Source organism: Streptomyces glaucus (assembly GCF_039533365.1).
GTDB classification, from domain to species: Bacteria; Actinomycetota; Actinomycetes; order Streptomycetales; family Streptomycetaceae; genus Streptomyces; species Streptomyces glaucus.
This window is the reverse complement of sequence record NZ_BAAATK010000030.1, coordinates 53,324-78,701: the sequence shown is the minus strand read 5'-3', so window position 1 is coordinate 78,701 and position 25,378 is coordinate 53,324. Positions and strand designations below refer to the sequence as shown.

20 protein-coding genes and 2 riboswitches are annotated in these 25,378 nt (G+C 74.1%); of the genes, 8 read left to right on the top strand and 12 right to left on the bottom strand.

What is annotated here, in order from left to right; translation table 11 throughout:
* Positions 1 to 232, bottom strand: a 232-nt coding sequence (locus ABD363_RS21660) for a maltotransferase domain-containing protein (RefSeq protein WP_344606099.1), incomplete at its 3' end; no start/stop codon positions are given.
* A gap of 972 nt (positions 233 to 1,204) precedes the next feature.
* Between ABD363_RS21660 and ABD363_RS21655 the strand changes: the two genes are divergently transcribed.
* The gene (locus ABD363_RS21655; protein WP_344606097.1) at positions 1,205 to 3,823 is read left to right on the top strand and encodes a glycosyltransferase family 1 protein; all 2,619 of its coding nucleotides are present in this window, start codon (positions 1,205 to 1,207) and stop codon (positions 3,821 to 3,823) included.
* Between the two features lie 3 nt (positions 3,824 to 3,826).
* On the opposite strand, the gene ABD363_RS21650 is transcribed toward ABD363_RS21655, so the two are convergent.
* The 5 genes from ABD363_RS21650 to glgX form a co-directional block, all read right to left on the bottom strand.
* Positions 3,827 to 4,345: a DUF1990 domain-containing protein gene (locus ABD363_RS21650; RefSeq protein ID WP_344606095.1), complete on the bottom strand. Its 519-nt coding sequence runs from the start codon at positions 4,343 to 4,345 to the stop codon at positions 3,827 to 3,829.
* Between the two features lie 151 nt (positions 4,346 to 4,496).
* Positions 4,497 to 6,149, bottom strand: a complete 1,653-nt coding sequence (locus ABD363_RS21645) for a M4 family metallopeptidase (RefSeq protein ID WP_344606093.1) — start codon at positions 6,147 to 6,149, stop codon at positions 4,497 to 4,499.
* Between the two features lie 310 nt (positions 6,150 to 6,459).
* Positions 6,460 to 8,310, bottom strand: coding sequence for an ABC transporter ATP-binding protein (locus ABD363_RS21640; protein WP_344606091.1), 1,851 nt, complete (start codon positions 8,308 to 8,310; stop codon positions 6,460 to 6,462).
* The gene (locus ABD363_RS21635; RefSeq protein WP_344606089.1) at positions 8,307 to 10,109 is read right to left on the bottom strand and encodes an ABC transporter ATP-binding protein; all 1,803 of its coding nucleotides are present in this window, start codon (positions 10,107 to 10,109) and stop codon (positions 8,307 to 8,309) included. The genes ABD363_RS21640 and ABD363_RS21635 overlap by 4 nt, the downstream gene beginning before the upstream one ends.
* 211 nt (positions 10,110 to 10,320) lie before the next feature.
* Positions 10,321 to 12,576: a glycogen debranching protein GlgX gene (glgX, locus tag ABD363_RS21630; protein WP_344606087.1), complete on the bottom strand. Its 2,256-nt coding sequence runs from the start codon at positions 12,574 to 12,576 to the stop codon at positions 10,321 to 10,323.
* 153 nt (positions 12,577 to 12,729) lie between these two features.
* On the opposite strand from glgX, the gene ABD363_RS21625 reads away from it, so the two are divergent.
* The 5 genes from ABD363_RS21625 (at position 12,730) to ABD363_RS21605 (ending at position 17,373) form a co-directional block, all read left to right on the top strand.
* Positions 12,730 to 13,962: a L,D-transpeptidase gene (locus ABD363_RS21625; RefSeq protein ID WP_344606085.1), complete on the top strand. Its 1,233-nt coding sequence runs from the start codon at positions 12,730 to 12,732 to the stop codon at positions 13,960 to 13,962.
* Between the two features lie 163 nt (positions 13,963 to 14,125).
* Positions 14,126 to 15,370 carry a L,D-transpeptidase gene (locus ABD363_RS21620; protein WP_425578011.1) on the top strand — a complete coding sequence of 415 codons (1,245 nt, stop codon included), beginning with the start codon at positions 14,126 to 14,128 and terminating at the stop codon, positions 15,368 to 15,370.
* A 97-nt stretch (positions 15,371 to 15,467) separates the two neighbouring features.
* Positions 15,468 to 16,235 (top strand): enoyl-CoA hydratase/isomerase family protein, encoded by a 768-nt coding sequence (locus tag ABD363_RS21615; RefSeq protein ID WP_344606083.1) that lies wholly within the window; start codon positions 15,468 to 15,470, stop codon positions 16,233 to 16,235.
* Between the two features lie 243 nt (positions 16,236 to 16,478).
* On the top strand, positions 16,479 to 16,982 hold the full coding sequence (locus ABD363_RS21610) for an ATP-binding protein (RefSeq protein WP_344606081.1): 504 nt from the start codon (positions 16,479 to 16,481) through the stop codon (positions 16,980 to 16,982).
* A gap of 178 nt (positions 16,983 to 17,160) precedes the next feature.
* Positions 17,161 to 17,373, top strand: coding sequence for an EF-hand domain-containing protein (locus ABD363_RS21605; protein ID WP_344606079.1), 213 nt, complete (start codon positions 17,161 to 17,163; stop codon positions 17,371 to 17,373).
* Between the two features lie 81 nt (positions 17,374 to 17,454).
* Here ABD363_RS21605 and ABD363_RS21600 read toward each other — a convergent pair whose 3' ends face one another.
* Positions 17,455 to 18,243 carry an ABC transporter ATP-binding protein gene (locus ABD363_RS21600; RefSeq protein WP_344606077.1) on the bottom strand — a complete coding sequence of 263 codons (789 nt, stop codon included), beginning with the start codon at positions 18,241 to 18,243 and terminating at the stop codon, positions 17,455 to 17,457.
* A gap of 123 nt (positions 18,244 to 18,366) precedes the next feature.
* Between ABD363_RS21600 and ABD363_RS21595 the strand changes: the two genes are divergently transcribed.
* Both ABD363_RS21595 and ABD363_RS21590 read left to right on the top strand, forming a co-directional pair.
* Positions 18,367 to 19,104, top strand: coding sequence for a FadR/GntR family transcriptional regulator (locus ABD363_RS21595; protein WP_344606075.1), 738 nt, complete (start codon positions 18,367 to 18,369; stop codon positions 19,102 to 19,104).
* Between the two features lie 156 nt (positions 19,105 to 19,260).
* The gene (locus ABD363_RS21590; protein ID WP_344606073.1) at positions 19,261 to 19,923 is read left to right on the top strand and encodes an NADPH-dependent F420 reductase; all 663 of its coding nucleotides are present in this window, start codon (positions 19,261 to 19,263) and stop codon (positions 19,921 to 19,923) included.
* On the opposite strand, the gene ABD363_RS21585 is transcribed toward ABD363_RS21590, so the two are convergent.
* The 5 genes from ABD363_RS21585 to gcvT form a co-directional block, all read right to left on the bottom strand.
* Entirely contained in the window at positions 19,913 to 20,467 is a 555-nt protein-coding gene (locus ABD363_RS21585) for a glycoside hydrolase family 25 protein (RefSeq protein ID WP_344606071.1), read from the bottom strand. The genes ABD363_RS21590 and ABD363_RS21585 overlap by 11 nt on opposite strands.
* A 78-nt stretch (positions 20,468 to 20,545) precedes the next feature.
* The gene (locus ABD363_RS21580) at positions 20,546 to 21,913 is read right to left on the bottom strand and encodes an L-serine ammonia-lyase (RefSeq protein ID WP_344606069.1); all 1,368 of its coding nucleotides are present in this window, start codon (positions 21,911 to 21,913) and stop codon (positions 20,546 to 20,548) included.
* A gap of 70 nt (positions 21,914 to 21,983) precedes the next feature.
* Complete coding sequence (glyA, locus tag ABD363_RS21575; RefSeq protein ID WP_344606066.1) at positions 21,984 to 23,246, bottom strand: serine hydroxymethyltransferase; 1,263 nt, start codon at positions 23,244 to 23,246, stop codon at positions 21,984 to 21,986.
* 13 nt (positions 23,247 to 23,259) lie between these two features.
* The gene (gcvH, locus tag ABD363_RS21570) at positions 23,260 to 23,637 is read right to left on the bottom strand and encodes a glycine cleavage system protein GcvH (protein ID WP_344606064.1); all 378 of its coding nucleotides are present in this window, start codon (positions 23,635 to 23,637) and stop codon (positions 23,260 to 23,262) included.
* Between the two features lie 134 nt (positions 23,638 to 23,771).
* A complete protein-coding gene (gene gcvT, locus ABD363_RS21565; protein WP_344606062.1) occupies positions 23,772 to 24,893 on the bottom strand; it encodes a glycine cleavage system aminomethyltransferase GcvT in 1,122 nt (373 codons plus the stop codon).
* A gap of 74 nt (positions 24,894 to 24,967) precedes the next feature.
* Positions 24,968 to 25,072: riboswitch (glycine riboswitch) on the bottom strand.
* Positions 25,073 to 25,172: riboswitch (glycine riboswitch) on the bottom strand.
* Positions 25,173 to 25,378 lie beyond the last annotated feature (206 nt).

Below are 25,378 nucleotides of genomic sequence, written 5' to 3'. Positions count from 1 at the left end.
GCCCCTCACGGAACACGGTGGCCGACACCTCGAACGACTCACCCACCACCGCCTTGGCGGGCCTGCGTCCGTCCAGCACGAGGGGACGGACGTCGAGGACGGGTATGCGCCCGACGGCGGTGGTCCCGCCCGCGGAGGGCGGCTCCGGGGCCGGCTCGCCGACGGCGGGGGGCACGGGAACTTCCCCGGTGCTGGAGGCCGGGGGTGATGACGAGTGGTGCGTGGCGGGCATGACCGCTCCTGTCCGCGTCAACGTGAATGGGCGGATGACTGTGGGGAGGTGGGTCCTGCGGGTCTACCGGAGGGGTGTACCGGAGGAGCCTTCCCACACTTCTCGGGTGGGCAATCCGGCGCTTTGTTAACTACTCACGCGTTCGTCTCCCCCACAGGGCCGGCCCTTTCCACGACGGACAGGGCCGGCCCTCCGCACGCTGCGCCTGCACGTGCGGTACCTGCACAAGTGCGTTCGGCGAACCGGTTCCCCGCCTCGACACCTTCCCTGATGCGGCGCCCGCAATCAGCGCTTGGGACACCTGTGCGGGCATGTCCCCGGAAGGGTCCGCCGGACACGGCGCGACGGCGCCCGCGGCGTGCGGCGGCGCCGCGGACGCACCGCGGTACGCCGTCCCCGCGGCGCCGCCCGTGCGGGCGGCCGGGGTGCCTGGCCCAGGTGGGGCGGACGGGGGCGCCGGCGCCCCCCTGCCTGCGGACTCCGGCCCCGCTCCGGGCGTCGCCGGGTGGCCTCCGCCACCGGCGCCGGACGTCCGCTCTCTCGGCGCGGCGTGCGCGGGCGGGGGGACGGCCGGCGGGGCCGTGGCCGAGGCCACCGCGACCGGCCCACCCGCCCGGCGCAGACGCCGGCTGCGCGTCCGTGCCATGCTGATGAGTCCCCTCCTCGACTCGGCGCGCGGCAGCGGCGGTTGGCCGGACCCGGCCGCCGCGGACCGTGCGCCCCCGGGCAGCCTCTCGTGTCGCGCGAGGCATCACAAGAACGCCCGCGGGGGTGGAATCGGCCATGTCGCCCGGGCCGGGCGGGAGGAGCGCGGCGGTTTCCGGGCCGGACGCGGGGCGGCGTCCGTCCCGGCCCGGACGGGAACCGGGACCGGGAACCGGAGGTACCGGCGGGGGCGACACCCGCGCCGGTACTGTCGGGAGGGACGACGAGACGCACCCTGCGTCTCGAGCGAACGCGCCGAGGTGGAATGTGAAGGCGATCCGTCGATTCACCGTCCGACCCGTTCTCCCCGACCCCCTCGGGCCCCTCAGCGACCTGGCCCGCAACCTGCGCTGGTCCTGGCACGCCGAGACCCGTGACCTCTTCCAGTCCGTCGACCCGGAGTGCTGGGCCGCCTCGGGCGGCGACCCCGTGCGCCTGCTCGGCACCGTCCGCCCGGCACGCCTGGCCGAGCTGGCCGGGGACCGCCGTTTCCTGCGCCGCCTCACCGCGGTCGCCGACGACCTCGACGACTACCTGACCGGCGACCGCTGGTACCAGGCCCAGCAGGCCGGGCTCCCGGCCGCCGTCGCCTACTTCTCCCCCGAGTTCGGCATCACCGCCGCCCTGCCCCAGTACTCCGGCGGCCTCGGCATCCTGGCCGGCGACCATCTGAAGGCGGCCAGCGACCTCGGCGTCCCGCTCATCGGCGTCGGCCTGCTCTACCGGCACGGCTACTTCCGCCAGACCCTCTCCCGCGACGGCTGGCAGCAGGAGCACTACCCGGTGCTCGACCCCCACGAGCTGCCCCTGGCCCTGCTGGAGGAGCCCGACGGCAGCCCCGCCCGGGTCGGCCTCGCCCTGCCCGGCGGCAGGGAGCTGCACGCCCGGATCTGGCTGGCCCGGGTCGGCCGCGTCCCGCTGCTGCTGCTGGACTCCGACGTGGAGGAGAACGACCCCGGCGAACGCGGGGTGACCGACCGGCTCTACGGCGGCGGCAGCGAGCACCGGCTGCTCCAGGAGATGCTGCTGGGGATAGGAGGGGTGCGGGCGGTGCGCGCGTACTGCCGGCTGACCGGGCACCCGGAGCCGGAGGTGTTCCACACCAACGAGGGGCACGCCGGCTTCCTCGGCCTGGAACGCATCGCCGAACTCTGCGCCGAGGGACTGGAGTTCGACTCGGCGCTGGAGGCGGTGCGGGCCGGGACCGTGTTCACCACCCACACCCCCGTCCCGGCCGGCATCGACCGCTTCGACCGGGAGCTGGTGGCCCGTCACTTCGGCCCCGGGGCCGAGCTGCCCCGCATCGACGTCGAGCGGATCCTGCGGCTCGGCCGGGAGACCTACCCGGGCGGCGAGCCCGGCCTGTTCAACATGGCCGTGATGGGCCTGCGCCTGGCCCAGCGCGCCAACGGGGTGTCGCTGCTGCACGGCGACGTCAGCCGGGAGATGTTCGCCGGACTGTGGCCCGGCTTCGACCCCGACGAGGTGCCCATCACGTCGGTGACGAACGGGGTGCACGCCCCGACCTGGGTCGCCCCGGAGGTGCTCCGGCTCGCCGCCCGGCAGGCCGGCGCCCAGCGCACCGAGGACGCGCTGACCGTCGGCGGCTCCGAGCGCTGGGACGCGGTCGCGGACATCCCCGCCCAGGACCTGTGGGAACTCCGCCGGACCTTGCGGGAACAGCTCGTGGCCGAGGTGCGCGAGCGGCTGCGCGCCTCCTGGCGGCAGCGCGGCGCGGGCGAGGCCGAGCTCGGCTGGATCGACGGCGTGCTCGACCCCGGCGTCCTCACCATCGGGTTCGCGCGGCGCGTCCCGTCGTACAAGCGGCTGACGCTGATGCTGCGCGACCGGGAGCGGCTGACCCGGCTGCTGCTGCACCCCGAGCGGCCGGTGCAGATCGTCGTCGCGGGCAAGGCCCACCCGGCCGACGACGGGGGCAAGCGGCTCATCCAGGAGCTGGTGCGGTTCGCCGACGACCCGCGGGTGCGGCACCGGATCGTCTTCCTGCCGGACTACGGCATGGCCATGGCGCAGAAGCTCTACCACGGCTGCGACGTGTGGCTGAACAACCCGCTGCGCCCGCTGGAGGCGTGCGGCACCAGCGGCATGAAGGCCGCGCTGAACGGCTGCCTGAACCTGTCCGTGCTGGACGGCTGGTGGGACGAGTGGTTCCAGCCGGACTTCGGCTGGGCGATCCCCACCGCCGACGGCGTGGGCACCGACCCCGACCACCGCGACGCGGTCGAGGCCGCCGCCCTGTACGAGCTGCTGGAGCAGCGGGTGGCCCCGCGCTTCTACGAGCGCGGCCCGGACGGGCTGCCCGGCCGCTGGATCGAGATGGTCCGCCAGACCCTGGGCCGGCTCGGCCCCAAGGTGCTGGCCGGCCGCATGGTCCGCGAGTACGTCGAACGCCTCTACGCCCCGGCCGCCGAGGCGCACCGCGCGATGGACCCGGACGCCGCCCGCGGCCTCGCCGAGTGGAAGGCCCGGGTGCGCGCGGCCTGGCCCGGGGTGAGCGTCGACCATGTCGAGACGTCCGCCGCCACGGCCACCGCCGAGCTCGGCACCACGCTCGGGCTGCGGGTGCGGGTCGGCCTCGGCGACCTCGGCCCGGACGACGTCGAGGTCCAGGCGGTCTCCGGCCGCGTCGACTCCGAGGACCGCATCACCGACGCGACGGCCGTCCCGCTCAAGCCGTCCGGCGGCCCCGACCCGGAGGGCCGCTGGGTGTACGAGGGCCCGCTCTCCCTGGACCGCACCGGCCCCTACGGCTACACGGTCCGCATCCTGCCCGCCCACCCCCTGCTGGCGTCGGCCGCGGAGACGGGGCTGGTGGCCGTGCCCTCGGAGGAACTGGCGGAGGCGGCGGGGGTGCTGATGCGGTGAGCGTCAGCTCTCCGGCCCCCGGGTGCTCAGCTGCCGCAGGACGGCCCCGCACCGTCGTGCGTAGGCGTGCTGGAGCCCCCGGGTGGCCGGGCCGCCCGCCCGCGCGTACCACTTCGCCGGGCGGCTGAACGCGGTCACCGTCAGCCAGACCGTGCCGTCCCCGGTGCGGTTCACCACGAACGCCTCCTCGCCGCACTCCGGGTGGCCGGGCAGCGTGCCGTACGCCCACCCGGCGCGGCGGGGCTCCTCCACCGTCCACACCACCCGGCACGGGGCCTTGATCATGCCGGCGAGGGTGACGGTGACGTCGACGCCGGGCGCGGCCCGCTGGGCGCCCGCGTCGATGCCGACGCCCAGCGTCCGGTGCATCTCCCAGGTGAGGACCGCCTCGGACGCCCGGCGGAAGACGTCATCGCCCTCCCCCAGACGTGCGCGCACCTGCAGGGGGCGGAAGCCGGGCGGGCAGAAGCCGGGCTCCCGGGTCGCGCCGACGTCGTCGTACGTGAAGTCCTCCGAAGACATGGGCACCAAGCGTAGGGCCTGCCCGGTCCGTTCCCGCCGCCCCTCGGGCGGGCGGCGGGGACGGACCGGACAGGCCCTGGGGCGGCGCCCGGGAGGCCGTCCTCCCGGGCGCCGCCCGTCGGCTGCGGTGCCGCCGGTGTTCCGGCGCCCGTCAGCTGACGTTGACCGCGGACCAGGCCGCGGCGACCGCGCCGTACTCGGCGCTGCCGGAGCCGTACAGCGCCGCCGCCGCGTTCAGGGTCGCGGTGCGGGCGCCCTTGTAGTTCGTGGTGGACGTCATGTACGTGGTCAGCGCCTTGTACCAGATCTGCAGCGCCTTGGCGCGGCCGATGCCGGTGACCGAGGAGCCGTTGTACGTCGGGGAGCTGTAGGTGACGCCGTTGATCGTCTTGGTGCCGCTGCCCTCGGCCAGCAGGTAGAAGAAGTGGTTCGCGGGGCCGGAGGAGTAGTGCACGTCGACGCCGCCGAGGCCGGAGGACCAGTAGTCCCTGGAGGCGCCGTCCTTGCTGGGCTTGTCCATGTAGCGCAGCGGGGTGCCGTCGCCGTTGATGTCGATCTTCTCGCCGATCAGGTAGTCGCCGGCGTCGGCGGAGTTGCCCGCGTAGAACTCCGCGCCCGTGCCGAAGATGTCGGACGTCGCCTCGTTCAGGCCGCCGGACTCGCCGCTGTAGTTCAGGCCCGCGGTGTGGGAGGTGACGCCGTGGCTCATCTCGTGGCCGGCCACGTCCAGCGAGGTCAGCGGGTGGGTGTTGCCCGAGCCGTCGCCGTAGGTCATGCAGAAGCAGCTGTCGGACCAGAAGGCGTTGACGTAGTTGCTGCCGTAGTGGACGCGGGAGTAGGCGGCCTTGCCGTCGTTCCCGATGCCGTTGCGGCCGAAGGTGTTCTTGTAGAAGTCCCAGGTCACCTGGGCGCCGTAGGCGGCGTCCACGGCCGCGGTCTGGTCGGTGGAGGAGCTGGAGGCCGTTCCGGTGCCCCACACGTCGTCCGCGTCGGTGAACAGGGTGCCGGTGCCGGAGGTGCCGCGGGCGAGGTTGTACGTCCTGTGGCCGCCGCGGGCGGTGTCGTACAGCTGGTACGTGGTCCCCGACTTGTAGGTGCCCAGGGTGACCGTGCCCGAGTACAGGCCCTTGCCGGTGCCGGTCTCGACGCCCTGCCACTCGTGGAGCTTCTCGCCGGTGGCGGCGTCGGTGACGACGTGCAGCTCGTTCGGGGTGCCGTCGTCCTGCAGGCCGCCGACGACGGTCTCGTACGCCAGCGTGGGCCTGCCGTCCGCCGCCCAGATCACCTTGCGGGGCGCGGAGTCGGCCGCGGTCCTCTCCGAGCCGGCGGCCTTCGCCGCGGCCAGCGCCTGCCGCTCGGCCCTGGCCGCGGCGACCTTCGGCGTCACGGACGCGACCTCGACGGCGGCCGCGGTGGCTCTGGTCACGCCGGTGGTCTCGCCCGACTCCGACTCGTGCACGACGAGGTCGCCGCCGAGGACGGGCAGGCCGTCGTAGGTGCGCTCGTAGCGGGTGTGGACGGTGCCGTCGGCGTCCTTGACGACGTCCTTGACGACCAGCTTCTCCTTGGCGCCGAGGCCGATCTCGCGGGCGGTGCCGGGGGCGGTCCGCTGCTGCTCCTGGATGAGGGCGGTGCGGGCGGGGGCGGAGAGCAGGACGGGCGCGCCGGGCAGCGCCGGCTTCGGGGTGGCGGCGTCGGCGGCGCTGCTGGTGGTGGTCAGGCCGGTGGTGAGCAGGGCCCCGGCGGCGACGGCGGTGGCGACGGCCAGGACGGTGCGCTGATGACGCGCGTAGAGGGAGGACACACGAGCTCCTTCGTGGGGGAGGTGCGGTGCTGGTGCGGCGGGTGGGGGAAGCCTGGCACTCAGGGCGTGTCCATGTCAGGATCGCGCCGATGATGTTGACCAAAAGTTGACCGAACGGTGAACCCCCCGGAGCGCCCGGCGGGCCGGCGGCGGCGCCGCCCGCGAGCGGCGGCGTTCCCGGCCGGCGGGGCGTGTTGGAAAGCGTCAGGAGCGCGTCGGGAAACGCCGGAAGCGGTCCGCCGCCCGGAAGCCCACGGTCGGCGCGCGGACGCGCGGCCGCGGGCGCCGGCCGCTCCGGGCCCCCGCCGGCCTACGCCAGACTGTCCCGCCAGGCCCGGTGCAGCTGGGCGAACCGGCCCGTGCCGGCGATCAGTTCGGCCGGGCTGCCGTCCTCGACGATCCGGCCCCGCTCCATGACCAGCACCCGGTCCGCGATCTCCACGGTCGACAGCCGGTGCGCGATGACGACCGCCGTGCGCCCCCGCAGCACGGTCGCCATGGCCCGCTGCACGGCCCTCTCGCCGGGGACGTCCAGCGAGCTGGTCGCCTCGTCGAGGATCAGCACGGCGGGGTCGGCGAGCAACGCCCGCGCGAACGCCACCAGCTGGCGCTGCCCGGCGGAGATGCGGCCGCCCCGCTTGCGCACGTCGGTGTCGTAGCCGTCGGGCAGCGCGCTGATGAAGTCGTGCGCGCCGATCGCCTTCGCGGCCCGCTCGATCTCCGCGCGGGAGGCGTCCGGGCGGCCGATGGCGATGTTCTCGGCGACCGTGCCGGAGAACAGGAACGCCTCCTGCGTCACCATCACCACCCCGCGCCGCAGCTCGGGCACGGCCAGGTCGCGCAGGTCGACGCCGTCGAGCAGCACCCGCCCCGCGGAGGGGTCGTAGAAGCGGGCGAGCAGCTTGGCCAGGGTCGACTTGCCCGCGCCGGTGGTGCCGACGACCGCGACCGTCTGCCCGGCCGGGAGGGTGAGGTCGAAGCGGGGCAGCACCTCGCCGCCGGTGCGGTAGGCGAAGCGGACGCCGTCGAAGACGACCTCCCGGCCGGGCTGCTGCGACCTCGGCGGCGGCAGCCGCTTCGGCGCCGACGGCTCGGGCACGGACGGCGTCTGCGCCAGCAGCCCCGCGATCTTCTCCAGCGAGGCCGCCGCCGACTGGTAAGAGTTCAGGAACATGCCGAGCCGGTCGATGGGGTCGTACAGCCGGCGCAGGTACAGCACCGCCGCCGCCAGCACCCCGAGGGCCAGCGTGCCGTCCGCGACCCGGTGGGCGCCCCACAGCACGATCGCCGCGACGGCCGTGTTGGCGACCAGCCGCGAACCGGTGACGTAGCGGGCCATCTCCAGCAGCGCGTCGCCGTTGGCGCGCTCGTGCCGCCGGTTGAGGTCGCGGAAGGCGGCGTCGTTGGCGGCCTCGCGGCGGAAGGCGCGCACCGGCCGGATGCCGTTCATCGTCTCCACGAACTTCACGATCACCGCGGCGATGGCCGTCGACCGCTTCCGGTACACCCGGCCCGCCCGCCGCCGGTAGCTCCGCACCAGCGCGTACAGCGGTCCGAAGGACGCCACCGCGACGGCGCCCAGGCCCAGGTCGAGCCAGAGCAGCATCGCCGAGATGGAGACGAAGGACAGCACGACGGTGACCAGCTCCTGCAGGCCCTCTTCGAGCAGCTCGCGCAGCGACTCCACGTCCGTGGTGGAGCGGGAGATCAGCCGGCCCGAGGTGTAGCGCTCGTGGAAGTCGACGCTGAGGGCCTGCGCGTGGCGGAAGATCCGGCCGCGCAGGTCGAGCAGCACGTCCTGGTTGACGCGGGCGGAGACGGCGATGAACGCGTACTGCAGTCCGCCGGAGGCCACCGCGCACAGCAGGTAGCCCGCCGCCACCGCGACCAGCGGCCCGTGGTCGTGGTCGCGCAGCGCGGGCACGGCGTGGTCGATGGCGTACGCCACCAGCAGCGGGCCCGCCTGCACGGCCGCCTGCTGGAGCAGCAGCAGCAGGGCCGTCAGGGCGACGCGGGCCTTCATCGGGGCGAGCAGGGAGCGCAGCAGGGCGGCGGTGGCGCCCGGGGGAGAGGGCAGCACGTCCCGGTCGAAGGCGTCGGCGTGCCGCGCCTCCTCGGCCGGCTGCTCCTGCTCCGGTGCGGTCGTCGTCGGCGCCGTCATCGGTCGGCCTCCTCGGTCCCGGCCATCAGATGGGCGTACTCGGCGTTGTCGCGCAGCAGGTCGTGGTGGGTGCCGACGGCGGCGATCCGGCCGCCGGAGAGCAGGGCGACCCGGTCGGCGAGCAGCACGGTGGACGGGCGGTGCGCCACGATCAGCGCCGTGGTGTCCGCCAGCACCTGCCGCAGCGCGGCCTCCACGGCGGCCTCGGTGTGCACGTCCAGCGCGGACAGCGGGTCGTCGAGCACCAGGAACGCGGGCCGCCCGACGACCGCCCGGGCCAGCGCCAGCCGCTGCCGCTGCCCGCCGGACAGGCTCAGGCCCTGCTCGCCGACCTGGGTGCCGGCGCCCTGCGGGAGGGCGTGGACGAAGTCGGCCTGCGCCACCGCCAGCGCCCGCTCCAGCTCCGCCGGGCCCGCGCCGTCGCCCGCGCCCATCAGCACGTTCTCCGCGACGCTGGCGGAGAACAGGGTGGGTTCCTCGAAGGCGACGGCGACCTTCGCGCGCAGTTCCTCGCGGGGCATGTCCCGGATGTCCACGCCGTCGAGCGTGATCCGCCCCGACGTCACCTCGTGCAGGCGGGGGACGAGCGCGGTGAGCGTGGTCTTGCCGCTGCCGGTGGCGCCCACCAGGGCCAGGGACTCGCCGGGGCGGATGTGCAGGTCGACGCGGTCGAGGACGGGCGGGGAGCCGGGCGGGGCGTCGGGGTAGCGGAACCGGACGGCGTGGAAGCGCAGGCCGTCCCGCCGGGCCGGGACGGCGGGGGAGGGCGCGGCCGGCCGCCCCGGGGGCTCCGGCTCCGCGTCCATCACCTCGAAGTACCGCTCCGTCGCCGTCGCCGCCTCCTGGCTCATCGCCAGCAGGAACCCGATGGAGTCCACGGGCCAGCGCAGCGCCAGCGCGGTCGACAGGAAGGCCACCAGCGTCCCCGCCGACAGCTCCCCGTCGGCGACCCGCACCGCGCCCAGCACCAGCGCCGCCCCGATCGCCACCTCCGGCAGCGTCACGATGACGCCCCAGATCGAGGCGAGCAGCCGCGCCTTGCGCAGCTCGGTCCCGCGCAGCGTCCGCGACAGCTGCGCGAAGGCCCGCGCCTGGCTGCGGTGGCGTCCGAACCCCTTGATGATCCGGATGCCGAGCACGCTCTCCTCGACCACCGTCGTCAGGTCGCCGACCTGGTCCTGCGCGAGCCGCGCCACCCGGGCGTACCGCCGCTCGAAGATCGCGCAGGTGACGACCACCGGGACGGCGGGCCCGAGGATCACCAGTCCCAGCAGCCAGTCCTGCACCAGCATGATGATCACGCCGATCAGGATGGTCACGCCGTTGACCAGCAGGAACGTCAGCGGGAAGGCGAGGAACATCCGCAGCAGCATCAGATCCGTCGTGCCGCGCGACAGCAGCTGCCCCGACGGCCACCGGTCGTGGAAGGCGACCGGCAGCCGCTGCAGATGCCGGTACAGCTCCGCCCGCATCTCCGCCTCGACGCGCGACAGCGGCCGGGCCACCAGCCACCGCCGCAGCCCGAACAGCAGCGCCTCCGCGAAGCCGAGCAGCAGCAGGTACAGCGCCCCGAGCCACACGCCCGCCGGGTCCCGGTCGGCGATCGGCCCGTCCACCATCCACTTCAGGACGAACGGGATCACCAGCCCCACGCAGGAGGCGACGACCGCGACGAACGCCGCGGTGAACAGCCGCGCCCGCACGGGCCGCACGTACGGCCACAGCCGCAGCAGCGAGCGCACGGCGGAACGGCCGGAACGGTCCTGGGCTTCCTGGGCGGGTGCGTGTGTCGTGGGCATCAGCAGCGAGCCTACGGACCGCCGCCGACGCTGCCCACCGGGTTTCGGCCGGGCCCCGGTCCGCCGCCGACCCCGCGACCTGCCGGTTCGGCGCCCGCACCGGCCGGACCGGCAGGTCCCGCTCCGCCGCCGGACCGCCCGTCCGGGCCAACCGGGACCGGGCTGCGGCCCGCCCGCCGCCCCCTGCCGGGCCGCCTCCGGCCGGCGGCCCTCACCCCGCCACCCGCAGCAGCAGCACCGTCCGCGCCGGCACCGTGATCGCCGTGCCCGCCGGGTGCTCCACGCCCGGCGCCCCGGCCTGCTCCTCCCGGCCGGTGTCGACGACCACCTCGTACCGCTCCGCCCACGGCGGTCCCGGCAGGACGAACTCCACCGGCCGCTCCCCGGCGTGCAGCACGGCCAGGAAGCTGTCGTCGACGATCGCCTCGCCGCGCTCGTCCCGGCCCGGGATGTCCCGCCCGGACAGGTACATGCCGAGCGTGGCGGCGGGCGCGTACCAGTCCCCCTGCGTCATCTCCGTGCCCCGGGAGGTGAACCAGGCCAGGTCGCGCAGGCCGTCCGCGGAGTGCGCCCGGCCGGAGAAGAAGGCGCGGCGGCGCAGCACCGGGTGCCGGTGGCGCAGCCCGATCAGCCGGGAGGTCAGGTCGAACAGGGCCCGCCAGCCGGGGTCGTCCAGCAGGCTCCAGTCCACCCAGCCGATCTCGTTGTCCTGGCAGTAGGCGTTGTTGTTGCCGCGCTGGGTCCGCCCCAGCTCGTCGCCCGCGACCAGCATCGGCACGCCCGTCGACAGCAGCAGCGTGGTCAGCAGGTTCCGCAGCTGCCGCCGCCGGAGCGCGCGTATCCCCTCGTCGTCCGTCTCCCCCTCGGCGCCGCAGTTGAAGGCGCGGTTGTCGTCGCTGCCGTCCCGGTTGCCCTCGCCGTTGGCCTCGTTGTGCTTGCGCTCGTAGCTGACCAGGTCCCGCAGGGTGAACCCGTCGTGCGCGGTGACGAAGTTGACCGAGGCGTACGGGCGCCGCCCGCCCCAGGCGTACAGGTCGCTGGAGCCCGACAGCCGGTAGCCCATCTCCCGCACGTCCGGCAGCGCGTGCCGCCAGAAGTCCCGCACGGCGTTGCGGTAGCGGTCGTTCCACTCCGTCCACAGCGGCGGGAACGCGCCCACCTGGTAGCCGCCCGACCCCACGTCCCACGGCTCGGCGATCAATTTCGCCCGCCGCAGCACCGGGTCCTGGGCGATCACCGCGAGGAACGGGGAGAGCATGTCGACGTCGTGCATCGAGCGGGCCAGCGCCGCCGCCAGGTCGAAGCGGAAGCCGTCCACGCCCATCTCCGTCACCCAGTAGCGCAGCGAGTCGGTGATCAGGCGCAGCACGTGCGGCTGGACCACGTGCAGGGTGTTGCCGCAGCCGGTGTAGTCGGCGTACCGGCGGGCGTCGGGCTGGAGGCGGTAGTAGCGGCGGTTGTCGATGCCCTTCAGGGACAGGGTGGGGCCGTACTCGCCGGCCTCCGCGGTGTGGTTGTAGACCACGTCGAGGATGACCTCGATGCCCGCCGCGTGCAGCGCGCGCACCATCCGTTTGAACTCGCCGACCTGCTGGCCGGCGGTGCCGGACGCCGCGTAGGCGGCGTGCGGGGCGAAGTAGCCGATGGAGTTGTAGCCCCAGTAGTTGCGCAGGCCCCGCCGCAGCAGGTGGTCCTCGTGCGCGAACTGGTGCACCGGCAGCAGCTCCACCGCCGTCACGCCCAGCTTCACCAGGTGCTCGACCGCCGCCGGGTGCGCCAGGCCCGCGTAGGTGCCGCGCAGCTCCTCGGGGACGCCGGGGTGCAGCCGGGTGAAGCCCTTGACGTGCAGCTCGTAGATGACCGAGTCCGCCCACGGCGTCCTGGGGCGGCGGTCGTCCGACCAGTCGTCGTGGTCCTGGACGACGACGCCCTTGGGCACGTACGGCGCCGAGTCCCGGTCGTCGCGCACGGTGTCCGCGACGTGCTGCTCCGGCCAGTCCCGCACGTGCCCGTACAGCTCCGGCGCCAGCCCGGACGGGGCGTAGTCGCCGTCCACCGCGCGCGCGTACGGGTCGAGCAGCAGCTTCGCCGGGTTCCAGCGGGCGCCGGTCCACGGGTCCCAGCGGCCGTGCACCCGGTAGCCGTAGCGCTGGCCCGGCAGCACGCCCGGCACGAAGCCGTGCCAGATCTCGTGCGTCAGCTCGGTCAGCCGCACCCGGCTCTCCACCCCGCGGGCGTCGAACAGGCACAGGTCGACCGCCTCCGCCCCGCCCGCCCACAACGCGAAGTTGGTCCCCGCCACGCCGTCCGGGCCGGTCCGGAACCGGGCGCCCAGCGGCGTCGGCGCACCCGGCCACGCGGGCGCGTCCGGCGCCCTGCGCGGCGTGCCGTTCACGACGGCGGCGGGGCGCGGGCCCCCGGCGGGGCCCTGGCCGGCCACCGCCTCCTGCTCGGCTGCGCTGGACACCTGTCAGCCTCCCACGGCTCATGGGACGACGTGCGAAGGATGCCGTACGGCGTCCGTCCGCGGCACCCCCTCGCGCCGTCCTCCCCCCTGTTCTGCCCAGAGCTTGCCTCGCACTCACGTTTCCCCGGGGCGGGCCCGGTCGTTGGGGTGGACGTGAGGCACGTACAAGGGCGCGCGCGGCGCGCGGGGGCCGCGCTGGCCGCCGTACTGACATGGGCAGGACTGCTGGCGGGGACCGCCGGCTGCACTTCGGAACGCGTGGACGGGCGCGGCGCGCCCCCGGCGCCCGAGGAGGTCATCCGCATCACGCCGGACGACGGCAGCAAGGGGGTGGGACGGGACGAACGGCTCTCGGTGCGGGTGTCCGGCGGGCGGCTGGAGTCGGTGAGGGTCGTCAGGTCCCAGGACGCCCGGGAGACGCCGGTCCCCGGACGGATCACCGCCGACGGCCGGCGCTGGGAGCCCGCCGACGGGCGGCTGGCGCCGGCCGCCGCGTACACGGTCGACGCGGTGGCCGTGGACCGGCACGGCCACCGCTCCGCCCGGCACGCCACCTTCACCACCCAGGTCCCCCGGGAGCGCTTCATCGGGTACGTCACCCCCGAGAACCGCGCCACGGTCGGCACCGGAATGATCGTCTCCGTGGAGTTCAACCGGAGGATCACCCGCCGCGCCGCCGTCGAGCGCGCCGTCCGGGTGACGGCGGACCCGGCCGTCGAGATCCGCCCCCACTGGTTCGGCGACGACCGCCTGGACTTCCGCCCCGAGAAGTACTGGAAGCCCGGCACCAGGGTCACCGTCCGCCTGCGCTTCCGCGACGTCGAGGGAGCGCCCGGGGTGTACGGGCTGCAGTACCGGACGTACTCCTTCACCGTCGGCCGCAGCCAGGTCTCCGTGGTCGACGCGGCCGAGCACACCATGCGGGTCCACCGGGACGGCGAGCTGCTCGCCACGGTGCCGATCACCGCCGGCGCCCCGGGGACCGCCACCTACAACGGCAAGATGGTGGTCACCGAGATGCTCGAACTGACCCGGATGAACGGCGCCACGGTCGGCTTCAAGAAGGCCGACGGCAAGGGCGAGTACGACATCCCGGACGTCCCGCACGCCATGCGCCTGACCACCTCCGGCACCTTCCTGCACGGCAACTACTGGGCGCCCGCCGACGTCTTCGGCCGGTCCAACGTCAGCCACGGCTGCGTGGGCCTGCGCGATGTGAAGGGCGGCGGCTCGGACACCCCGGCGGGCTGGTTCTTCGACCGCAGCCTCGTCGGGGACGTCGTCGAGGTCGTCCGCAGCAAGGACGGGAAGGTCGCCCCCGACAACGGGCTCGGAGGCTGGAACATGAGCTGGAGGGCGTGGAAGGCGGGCAGCGCGGTGAAGTGACCCGGCAGGGGGGGCGGGGCGGCCCGCCTCCCCGGCGAAGCCGGTACGGAACGGTGACAGTCGTGGACCGCCGACGCTCCTGATCTTGTGGTTACTATGCGCCGGTGCGCGCGCGGGACGCGCCGGGGCGCGGGCCCGGTCAGGGCCGGGGAGGGGAGACGACTTGAACGTGCGACCGATATCGAGGACGCCGGCCGGCGTGCGGGGGCGGGGGCGCAGGGGACCGCTGGCGCTGATGCTCGGCGTCCTGCTGCTGGCCGGCACCGCCTGCGGCGGGGGGAACCCGGAGCCCGGTCCGGGATCCGGTGACGGCAGGGGCGAGAACCCGGGCGCGGTGCGGAGCAAGCAGTCCGAGGCCGTCGTCAGCATCGCCCCGAAGGACGGCGCCCGTTCCGTCGACACCAGCGGCGCCCTCGAGGTCAGCGCCGCCAGGGGCAGGCTGACCGAGGTGGAGGTCAAGGACGGCGAGGGCCGCGAGGTCGCCGGGAGGATGTCCGGCGACGGCACCACCTGGACGCCGTCCACCCACCTGGCCGCCTCCACCACGTACACGGTGCACGCGGTCGCCGAGGACGCCGAGGGCCGTACGGCCGCCGAGGACTCCCGCTTCACGACGCTCACCCCGAAGAACACCTTCATCGGCACCTTCACCCCCGAGGACGGCTCCACCGTCGGGGTGGGCATGCCGTTCTCCCTCCGCTTCAGCCGGGGCATCACCCGCCCCGAGGAGGTCGAGAAGGCCATCACCGTCAGGACCGAGCCGGCCGTCGAGGTCGAGGGCCACTGGTTCGGCAACGACCGCCTCGACTTCCGCCCCGAGAAGTACTGGAAGCCCGGCACCAAGGTCACCGTCGACCTCGCCCTCGACGGCGTCGAGGGCCGCGACGGCGTCTACGGCAAGCAGTCCAGGACCGTCTCCTTCACCATCGGCCGCAGCCAGGTCTCCGTGGTCGACGCCGAGAAGCTCACGATGAAGGTCACGCGGGACGGCAAGGTGATCAGGACCATCCCCGTCACCACCGGCAAGCCCGGCATGGAGACCTGGAACGGCCAGATGGTCATCAGCGAGAAGCTCGCGGTGACCCGGATGAACGGCGAGACGGTCGGCTACGGCGGCGAGTACGACATCAAGGACGTCCCGCACGCCATGCGCCTGACCACCTCCGGCACCTTCCTGCACGGCAACTACTGGGGCGGCGGCGCCTTCGGCAACTACAACGCCAGCCACGGCTGCATCGGCCTGCGCGACGTGCGCGGCGGCTACGACAAGAGCGCGCCGGGCGCCTGGTTCTTCGACAACTCCATGATCGGCGACGTGGTGATCGTCAAGAACTCGGACGACCGGACCGTCGACCCGGACAACGGGCTCAACGGCTGGAACATGTCCTGGGAGAAGTGGAAGGCGTAGGCCGTCCGGCGCGGGCGCGATCCCCCGCGTGACGTACGGGCCCGGTGTGATCCACCACACCGGGCCCGTTGCCGTTAGTGCCCGTTAACCTGCCTGCATGACCGTGAATCTCGAAGTCGCGGACGGCGTCGGCACCCTGCGTCTGGACCGCCCGCCCATGAACGCGCTGGACATCGCCACGCAGGACCGGCTCAAGGAGCTCGCCGAGGAGGCCGCGCGCCGCGCGGACGTGCGCGCCGTGGTGATCTACGGCGGCGAGAAGGTGTTCGCCGCGGGCGCGGACATCAAGGAGATGCAGACCATGGACCACACGGCCATGGTGCTGCGCGCCCGCGCCCTGCAGGACGCGTTCACGGCGGTCGCCCGCATCCCCAAGCCGGTCGCGGCAGCCGTCACCGGCTACGCCCTCGGCGGCGGCTGCGAGCTCGCCCTGTGCGCCGACTACCGCATCGCCGCCGACAACGCCAGGCTGGGCCAGCCGGAGATCCTGCTCGGTCTGATCCCGGGCGCGGGCGGCACCCAGCGCCTGGCCCGCCTGATCGGCCCCTCCAGGGCCAAGGACCTGATCTTCACGGGCCGTCAGGTGAAGGCCGACGAGGCGCTGGCGCTGGGCCTGGTGGACCGGGTCGTCCCGGCCGCCGAGGTGTACGCCGAGGCGCACGCCTGGGCCGCGAGACTCGCGCGGGGACCGGCGATCGCGCTGCGCGCGGCGAAGGAGGCCGTCGACACCGGGCTGGAGACGGACATCGACACCGGTCTCGCCGTCGAACGGAACTGGTTCGCCGGGCTGTTCGCCACGGAGGACCGCGAGCGCGGCATGCGCAGCTTCGTGACGGAGGGGCCGGGGAAGGCCGAGTTCCTCTGACCGCCCCGTCCGGTTCCCTCGAAGGGGCGGTTCGCGGCAGCGTCGAGCGGTCCTGGGCCCGCCTTGCCGAGGGGACCCGCCGGTTGCCGCCGGGCGGGTCGTTCCGGCAGGTGGGGGCAGGGTCCGGCCGGTGCCGCGCCGCCGGCGGGACGTGCCGTCGGCGGTGCGGGAGGGGGCGGCCGCCCCGGAGGTATTCCCCGGGAACGGCCCCGGAGGACGGGCCGGACGGCCATGATGGGGGGCATGGCGGGGCTGGAGGGTAGGGAACAGCCGAGGGGACACGGCCGTGCCACCACGGCGCGCTGGTCGCCGGCGATCGAGGACGAATGCGCCCTGGAAGCGCTGGAGTTGTTCGGCAACCCGACGGAAGGCGAAGTTCCGCTGCCGTCCCGCCCCGAGTCCGCGGCCGTCGCCCGCAGACTGGCCCAGATGGTGGTCCTGCGCCAGTGGGGGCTCGGTCCCAGGATCACGGAGGACGTCGTCCTCCTCGTCTCCGAGCTGGTGGGCAACGCCGTACGCCACACCGGAGCCCGTGTCTTCGGCCTCCGTATGCGCCGCTTCCGCGGCCGGGTCCGCGTCGAGGTCCGCGACCCCTCCCGGGGACTGCCCTGTCTGATGCCGGTGCAGGAGACGGACCTCAGCGGGCGGGGGCTCTTCCTCGTCGACCGGCTGTCCGACCGGTGGGGGGTCGACCTGCTGCCGCGGGGCAAGACCACCTGGTTCGAGATGAAGGTGACGGACCGTTAGGGGCCCTCGGACGGATCTCCGGGGCGGCGCGGCGCCCGGCGCGCACGCCCGGCGGCCGGGAACCGGCGCCGCACCGCGAGGAGTCCGCCCGGGTGGCCGCCGCACCGGAGCCCCGGGCGGGCAGTTAATCTGACCTGCGTCAGAGCGCAACGCACAGCACGACACGAGGGGCGGACCGGTGGCGGACATCGAGGAAGCACGCAAGCAGTTCGAGCGGATCGACACGGACGGGGACGGATTCGTCACCGCCGCCGAGTTCAAGGCCGCCCTGGCCCAGGGCGGCGACTGGAACGTCACCGAGACGGTGGCCGAGGCGATCATCGCCAGCCGCGACCTCGACGGCGACAAGCTGCTGTCGTTCGACGAGTTCTGGACGTACCTGAACAAGTGACGCGACCCCGCCTCGCGTGGCTCGGCCACGTGGGGCGCGCGGAAGGGGCGCCCGGCCGGCCGGCGGCGGGCGCCCCTTCCGTCACGTCCGGCGCCGGACCCGCACGCTCCAGCGGCCGTCGTGCCGGTCCAGGACCAGCGGGAGGTCGAAGCACTTGCCGACCTGGTCGCTGGTGAGCACGTCGGCCACCGGGCCCTGCGCGAGGGGCATGCCGTCGCGCAGCAGCAGGGCGTGGGTGGTGCCGGCGGGCAGCTCCTCCAGGTGATGGGTGACCAGGACCGTCGCCAGGCGCGGATGGTCCCGGCGCAGCTCCTCCAGTGCGCCGAGCAGCTGTTCCCGGCCCGGCAGATCGAGCCCGGTGGCCGGTTCGTCGAGCAGCAGCAGCCGGGGCTCGGGCATGAGGGCGCGCGCGATCAGGGTCCGGCCGCGCTGGCCCTGGGAGAGCGTGGGCCAGCGCGCCTCGGCCAGCCCGGCGAGCCCCAGGGTGCCGATCAGCCGCTCGGCCCGCTCCCGCTGCCCGGGGGTCGGCCGCCAGCGGGGAAGCGGCTCCACGGAGTTGGTCAGCCCGGTCAGGACGACGTCCCGGACCCGCAGCGGCGAGACGAGCGGATGGCGGGGGTCGACATGGCCGACGTACGCGCGCAGCTCGCGCAGGTCGACGCGGCCCAGGCGGCGGCCGAGCACCTCCACCGTGCCGCGGGTGGGATGGACCAGGGCGCCGAGCAGGCTGAGCAGCGTGGACTTGCCCGCGCCGTTGGCGCCGAGCAGCGCCCAGTGCTCGCCGGCGCGCACGGTGAGGGAGACCTCCCGCAGGATCGGCCGGCCGTCGCGGACGACGTGCACGTCCTCGGCGCGCAGGACCTCGGTCATCGCCGTGCCGCCGGAAGGGGAGCGTGGGGCATCATGCCCGGTACGCTATCCACCCCTCAGGTCCTCAGACAAGTGAGCTCCTCCCGGCGAGCCCGCAGCAGCCCCCGTCGACAGGTGACCCCCATGCCCCTCGGTGCCGTCCGCCCCAGCCCCCTGGTCGAACAGGCCGCCGCCCGGCTGCGCGAGCAGATCACCGGCGGCCACTGGCCGGTCGGCACCCGGCTGCCCGGCGAGACCACCCTGGCCAAGGAGCTCGGAGTGGGCCGCTCCACCGTCCGGGAGGCGCTGCGCGCCCTCGCGGGCGCCGGCCTGGTGCGGGCCCGCCAGGGCGCCGGCGTCTTCGTCGTCGCCACCGAGCCCGCCGAGGACTGGCCCGCCCGGCTGCGCCGGGCCGCGGTGACCGACGTCTACGAGGTCCGCATGGCGGTCGAGGTGCACGCGGGCCGGCTGGCCGCGCTGCGCCGCACCGACGAGGACGTCGCCGCGATACGGGCCGCCCTGGCGGGCCGCCGCGCCGCCGCCGCCCTGGACGACGCGGCCTTCGTCGACGCCGACATCGCCTTCCACACGGCCGTGGTCGCCGCCGCCCACAACCCCGTGCTCGCCGACCTGTTCACCGGGTTCGTCCCCGTGCTGCGCGAGGGCCTGATCGAGCTGCTGGCCCTGACCGGCCTGCGCGCCGCCGACCCCGACGTCGCCGACGCCGCCCACGAGGCCCTGGCCCGGGCCGTCGAGGACGGGGACGCGGAGACGGCGGAGCAGGTGCTGCGCCGGGAGCTGGAGGATCCGTTCGGCGGCCGGGAGGGAAGCCCGCCGGGGTCCCCGGCGGCCTCGGCCGCACCCGGGACGCCCCCCGCCTGACGGGGGCCGGCCGGCGCGTCCCGCGGGCCCCGAGGGCGCCGTCACCCGTTCGCCGGGCACCGGAATAGCCCGCCCGGCCCCGGGGTTGGCCCCGGCAGAGACGGAGCCGTCCGGCTCCGCCGTACACCGGACCCGGAAAGGCCAGGTAAGCGGGACATGAGGATCGGCATCATCGGAGCGGGCAACATCGGCGGCAACCTCACCCGGCGGCTCACCGCCCTCGGCCACGACGTCTTCGTCGCCAACTCCCGCGGTCCGCACACGCTCACGGCGCTGGCCGAGGAGACCGGCGCGCGGCCCGTGCCGGTGGAGGAGGCGGCGCGCGGCGCCGAGGTGGTGGTCGTCGCGGTCCCCGTGAAGGCGGTCCCGGACCTGCCCGCCGGGCTGCTCGACGAGGCCGCGGACGGCGTCGCCGTCATCGACACCGGCAACTACTACCCCAAGGAGCGGGACGGCAGGATCGCGGAGATCGAGGACGAGGGCCTCACCGAGAGCCGCTGGACCGAACGCCGGATCGGCCACCCCGTGATCAAGGCGTTCAACGGCACCTACGCCCAGGACATCCTGGACCGCCCCCGCCCGGCGGGCGCCCCCGACCGCCTGGCCCTCCCGGTCGCGGGCGACGACGAGGCGGCCAAGGCGAAGGTCCGCGCCCTGATCGACGAGCTCGGCTTCGACACCGTGGACGCGGGCGGCCTGGACGACTCCTGGCGCCAGCAGCCGGGCACCCCGGTCTACGGCCTGCGGGGCGGCGTCGCGGAGGTCGGCAAGGCCCTGACGGAGGCCTCCCCCGAGCGTCCGGCGGACTTCAGGGCGTAGCCCAGTCCCGCAGCGCCGCCTCGTCGGCGAAGTCGGCGACGTTCTGGTCCAGTGGATCGTCGGTGTACTGGTGGAAGCGCCACCTGGCCTTGATCCGGGGCTTGCCGGCGGTGACGTAGTCGGCGATCCACAGGCCGTCGCCGGCGTAGGACGTGGTGTCGACGTTGAGCCAGTAGTTCCGGTTGCAGTACAGGATGACCCGGTTGTCCGGCCGCAGCTCCTTCACCTTGCGGATGAAGCGGTCCTTCTCGGCGTTGGTCGCGTGGGTCCCGTCGCCGGTGGTCTCCCAGTCGACGGCGAGGATGTCACCGGCCCGCTCGGGGGCCCTGCCGACGAAGTACTCGGCCTGGGCCGTCAGGTTGCCCGGCCACAGGAAGTGGTAGAAGCCGACCACGAGTCCGGCCGCACGGGCCCGCTCGGTCTGGGCGGCGAGCTTGGGATTGACGTACGAACGGCCCTCCGTCGCCTTGATGAAGACGAAGGAGAGGCCGTCCGTGTCGTAGGAGGAGGACTGGTAGGAGCTGACATCGATGCCGCGCAGCATGCGGGGCCTCCCTGAAGTGGCTGCGAGGGAACAGGAGTTGGTTATTCCCCGCATCCGTCGAGGCGATACGGCGCCGGCTCAGCACTCGATGATGTTGACGGCCAGCCCGCCCCGCGCGGTCTCCTTGTACTTCACCGACATGTCGGCGCCGGTGTCCTTCATCGTCTTGATGACCTTGTCGAGGGACACCTTGTGCGAGCCGTCGCCGCGCATGGCCATGCGGGCGGCGGTGACCGCCTTGACCGCGGCCATGCCGTTGCGCTCGATGCACGGGATCTGGACGAGACCGCCGACCGGGTCGCAGGTCAGGCCGAGGTTGTGCTCCATGCCGATCTCCGCGGCGTTCTCGACCTGCTCGGGCGTGCCGCCCAGCACCTCGGCGAGCGCGCCCGCCGCCATCGAGCAGGCGGAGCCGACCTCGCCCTGGCAGCCGACCTCGGCGCCGGAGATGGAGGCGTTCTCCTTGAAGAGCATGCCGATGGCGCCCGCGGCGAGCAGGAAGCGGACCACGCCGTCCTCGTCGGCGCCGGGCACGAAGTTCATGTAGTAGTGCAGGACGGCCGGGATGATGCCGGCCGCGCCGTTGGTGGGGGCGGTGACGACCCGGCCGCCGGCCGCGTTCTCCTCGTTCACCGCCATCGCGTAGAGCGTGATCCACTCCATCGCGCGGGCCGCCGGGTCGCCCTCCGCGCGCAGCTGGCGGGCGGTGACGGCGGCGCGGCGGCGCACCCGCAGGCCGCCCGGCAGGATGCCCTCGCGGGACATGCCGCGCGCCACGCACGCCCGCATCACCCGCCAGATCTCCAGCAGGCCCGCGCGGATCTCCTCCTCGGTGCGCCAGGCCCGCTCGTTCTCCAGCATCAGCGAGGAGATGGACAGGCCGGTCTCCTTCGTCAGGCGCAGCAGCTCGTCACCGGTGCGGAAGGGGTACTTCAGGACCGTGTCGTCGAGCCGGATGCGGTCGGCGCCCACCGCGTCCTCGTCGACGACGAAGCCGCCGCCCACCGAGTAGTACGTCTTCGACAGCAGTTCCGCGCCCGAGGCGTCGTACGCCCCCAGGGTCATGCCGTTCGCGTGGTAGGGGAGGGCCTTGCGGCGGTGCAGCACCAGGTCGGCGTCGAAGTCGAACGCGATCTCGTGCTCGCCGAGGAGCCGCAGACGGCCCCGGGCCTTGATCGCCTCCACCCGTTCGTCCGCCGTCTCCACGTCCACCGTGCGCGGCGAGTCCCCCTCCAGGCCGAGCAGGACGGCCTTGGGGGTGCCGTGGCCGTGGCCGGTCGCGCCGAGGGATCCGTACAGCTCGGACCGCACCGAGGCGACGGAGTCCAGGAGCCCCGCACCCCGCAGCCGGCGGGCGAACATGCGGGCCGCCCGCATCGGGCCCACCGTGTGGGAGCTGGACGGGCCGATGCCGATCGAGAACAGGTCGAAGACCGAGAGGGCCACGGTGGACTCCTGGGGACGGGGGGTGGCGGGGCGCCCGGCCGGAACGCGGGCCGGGCGCCCCGTCGGGGACTTACTTGGACAGGCCGGGGTACAGCGGGTGCCGGTCGGCCAGCGCCTTCACCCGGGCCCCGAGCGCCTCGGCGTCGTAGGACGGCTTCAGCGCCTCGGCGATGACGTCCGCGACCTCGGCGAAGTCCTCGGCGGTGAAGCCGCGGGTCGCCAGGGCGGGCGTGCCGATCCTGAGGCCCGACGTCACCATCGGCGGCCGCGGGTCGTTCGGGACGGCGTTGCGGTTGACGGTGATGCCGACCTCGTGCAGGCGGTCCTCGGCCTGCTGCCCGTCCAGCTCGGAGCGGCGCAGGTCGACCAGGACCAGGTGGACGTCCGTGCCGCCGGACAGGACGGACACGCCGTGCCCGGCGACGTCGTCGCGCACCAGGCGCTCGGCGAGGATGCGCGCGCCCTCCAGGGTACGGCGCTGCCGCTCCTTGAAGTCCTCGCCCGCCGCGACCTTGAAGGCGACCGCCTTGGCGGCGATCACGTGCTCCAGCGGGCCGCCCTGCTGGCCGGGGAAGACCGCGGAGTTGATCTTCTTGGCCAGGTCGGCCGTGGACAGGATCACCCCGCCGCGCGGGCCGCCCAGCGTCTTGTGGGTGGTCGTGGTGACCACGTGGGCGTGCGGGACCGGGTTCGGGTGCAGCCCGGCCGCCACCAGGCCCGCGAAGTGCGCCATGTCGACCATGAGGTACGCGCCGACCTCGTCCGCGATCCGGCGGAACGCGGCGAAGTCCAGCTGCCGCGGGTAGGCCGACCAGCCGGCGACGATCAGCTTCGGCCTGTTCTCCTTCGCCAGCCGCTCGACCTCGGCCATGTCGACCAGGCCGTCCTCGCCCACGTGGTAGGCGACGACGTCGTACAGCCTGCCGGAGAAGTTGATCTTCATGCCGTGGGTCAGGTGCCCGCCGTGCGCGAGGTCCAGACCCATGATCGTGTCGCCGGGCTTCAGCAGCGCGAACATCGCGGCCGCGTTGGCCTGGGCGCCCGAGTGCGGCTGGACGTTGGCGTGCTCGGCGCCGAAGAGCTCCTTGACCCGGTCGACGGCGATCTGCTCGACCACGTCGACGTGCTCGCAGCCGCCGTAGTAGCGGCGGCCCGGGTAGCCCTCGGCGTACTTGTTGGTCAGGACCGAGCCCTGCGCCTGCATGACCGCGACCGGGGCGAAGTTCTCCGAGGCGATCATCTCCAGGGTGGACTGCTGGCGGCGCAGCTCGGCGTCGACGGCGGCGGCGACCTCCGGGTCGAGCGCGTGCAGGGGCGTGTCGAGGACAGTCATCGGGGCGGGCTCCTCAGCCGGCGGTGTGGGCGGCGTACTCGTCGGCGGAGAGCAGGTCGGCCGGCTCGTCGGTGACGCGCACCTTGAACAGCCAGCCGCCCTCGAAGGGCGCCGAGTTCACCAGCGACGGGTCGTCGACCACGGCCTCGTTGATCTCGGTGACCTCGCCGGAGACGGGGGAGTACAGGTCGGAGACGGACTTGGTCGACTCCAGCTCGCCGCAGGTCTCGCCCGCGGTCACGGTGTCACCGACCTCCGGGAGCTGGACGAAGACGACGTCACCGAGCGCGTTGGCCGCGTGCTCCGTGATGCCGACCGTCGCGACGCCGTCCTCGGCGGCCGACAGCCACTCGTGCTCCTTGCTGTAGCGCAGCTGCTGGGGGTTGCTCATGGCCTGAATTCTCCTGTACGCGAGGGAGTGATGGTGAATGGAGGGCTGCAAAAAGCGCACATGAACAGGGACGATGTGCCCGACATCACCTCCGGGACGGTGTCCCGGGCGCTTACGGCGGTGTCACCGGCGCGTCACGCGCGCCGCTTGTAGAACGGCAGCGCCACGACCTCGTACGGCTCGTGGGTGCCCCGGATGTCCACGCCGACGCCGGGCGTGCCGGGGGCCGCGTGCGCCGCGTCGACGTAGGCCATCGCGATCGGCCTGCCGAGGGTGGGGGAGGGGGCGCCCGAGGTGACCTCGCCGATCACCTCGCCGCCGGCGACCACCGGGTACCCGGCGCGCGGGACGCGGCGGCCCTCGGCGACCAGGCCGACCAGGACGCGCGGGGGGTTCTCCCGGGAGCGGGCGGCGGCCCGCTCCAGCGCGGCCCGCCCCACGAAGTCGCCCTCCTTGCCGAACTTCACCACCCGGCCGAGCCCGGCGTCGAAGGGCGTCAGCGAGGCGGTCAGCTCGTGCCCGTACAGCGGCATGCCCGCCTCCAGGCGCAGGGTGTCCCGGCAGGACAGCCCGCAGGGCACGAGTCCGGCGCCCGCGCCCGCCTCGGTCAGCGCCCGCCACAGCCGCACGGCGTGCTCCGGGCTCACGAACAGCTCGAAGCCGTCCTCGCCGGTGTAGCCGGTGCGCGCGATCAGCGCCGGGACGCCGGCGACGGTGCCCGGCAGGCCGGCGTAGTACTTCAGGCCGTCGAGGTCGGCGTCGGTGAGGGCCTTGAGGACGCCCGGCGATTCGGGGCCCTGGACGGCGATCAGCGCGTAGGCGTCGCGGTCGTCGCGCACCTCGGCGTCGAAGCCGGCCGAACGCTCCGTGAGCGCGTCCAGCACCACCTGGGCGTTGGCGGCGTTGGCGACGACCAGGTACTCCGCCTCGGCCAGCCGGTAGACGATCAGGTCGTCGAGGATGCCGCCGTTCTCCTGGCAGATCATGGTGTAGCGGGCGCGGCCCGCCCCGACGCCCCCGAGGTCGCCCACCAGGGCGTAGTCCAGCAGCGCGGCCGCCTGCGGGCCGGTGACGGTGATCTCGCCCATGTGGGACAGGTCGAACAGGCCGGCCCGGGTGCGCACGGCCTGGTGCTCGTCGCGCTCGGAGCCGTAGCGCAGGGGCATGTCCCAGCCGGCGAAGTCGGTCATCGTCGCGCCGAGCTCGCGGTGCACGGCGTCGAGCGCGGTACGGCGGGGGGATTCGGTACTGCTCATCGGACGGTCGTCTCCCAGGGCGATGGGGCCCCCGCGCACGGGCGGCGCCGGGCGCGGGAAAGGGCGAGGAAAGGTCCTCCCCATCTGTCATCGGAACCTGAGAGGTTCGCCATGACCCCGCGGGGTCCTGGCTTGCACCTTGGGTGGGGCCGCCGCGGCGGCCCGCTTTTCAGATGTGCCTCGCCCGCGCGGTAACGGGGCCTGAGAGATTCAAGGGAGGGACTTGCTCCTTCGGCGCCCCGGCATTCGCGGTGCCGGGAACTCTCCCGCGCGGATTCAAACGGCCGGTATGCAGTTGGCGCGCACATCATTGCACGCATCGGACCGGCACGGCAGGGGGACCTTTCCCAGGGGGCGCGCTGTGTCCACAGGCGGACACAGCACCCTGTAGCAGGCTTGTTGCGGGAAACGCACGAAAACACGAGACATCCGGCATTACCTTCTCTTTACACTCGGCGGGGATGGGGACTCCGTACCCGGCTCCA

Coding starts and splice junctions, on each gene's coding strand:
- glyA (WP_344606066.1), bottom strand. CDS start 23,246: ATGACTGTCCTCGACACGCCCCTGCACGCGCTCGACCCGGAGGTCGCC.
- ABD363_RS21610 (WP_344606081.1), top strand. CDS start 16,479: ATGGCGGGGCTGGAGGGTAGGGAACAGCCGAGGGGACACGGCCGTGCC.
- ABD363_RS21585 (WP_344606071.1), bottom strand. CDS start 20,467: ATGCTGCGCGGCATCGATGTCAGCTCCTACCAGTCCTCCTCCTACGAC.
- gcvH (WP_344606064.1), bottom strand. CDS start 23,637: ATGAGCAACCCCCAGCAGCTGCGCTACAGCAAGGAGCACGAGTGGCTG.
- ABD363_RS21590 (WP_344606073.1), top strand. CDS start 19,261: ATGAGGATCGGCATCATCGGAGCGGGCAACATCGGCGGCAACCTCACC.
- ABD363_RS21635 (WP_344606089.1), bottom strand. CDS start 10,109: ATGCCCACGACACACGCACCCGCCCAGGAAGCCCAGGACCGTTCCGGC.
- ABD363_RS21640 (WP_344606091.1), bottom strand. CDS start 8,310: ATGACGGCGCCGACGACGACCGCACCGGAGCAGGAGCAGCCGGCCGAG.
- ABD363_RS21600 (WP_344606077.1), bottom strand. CDS start 18,243: ATGACCGAGGTCCTGCGCGCCGAGGACGTGCACGTCGTCCGCGACGGC.
- gcvT (WP_344606062.1), bottom strand. CDS start 24,893: ATGAGCAGTACCGAATCCCCCCGCCGTACCGCGCTCGACGCCGTGCAC.
- ABD363_RS21595 (WP_344606075.1), top strand. CDS start 18,367: ATGCCCCTCGGTGCCGTCCGCCCCAGCCCCCTGGTCGAACAGGCCGCC.
- ABD363_RS21615 (WP_344606083.1), top strand. CDS start 15,468: ATGACCGTGAATCTCGAAGTCGCGGACGGCGTCGGCACCCTGCGTCTG.
- ABD363_RS21650 (WP_344606095.1), bottom strand. CDS start 4,345: ATGTCTTCGGAGGACTTCACGTACGACGACGTCGGCGCGACCCGGGAG.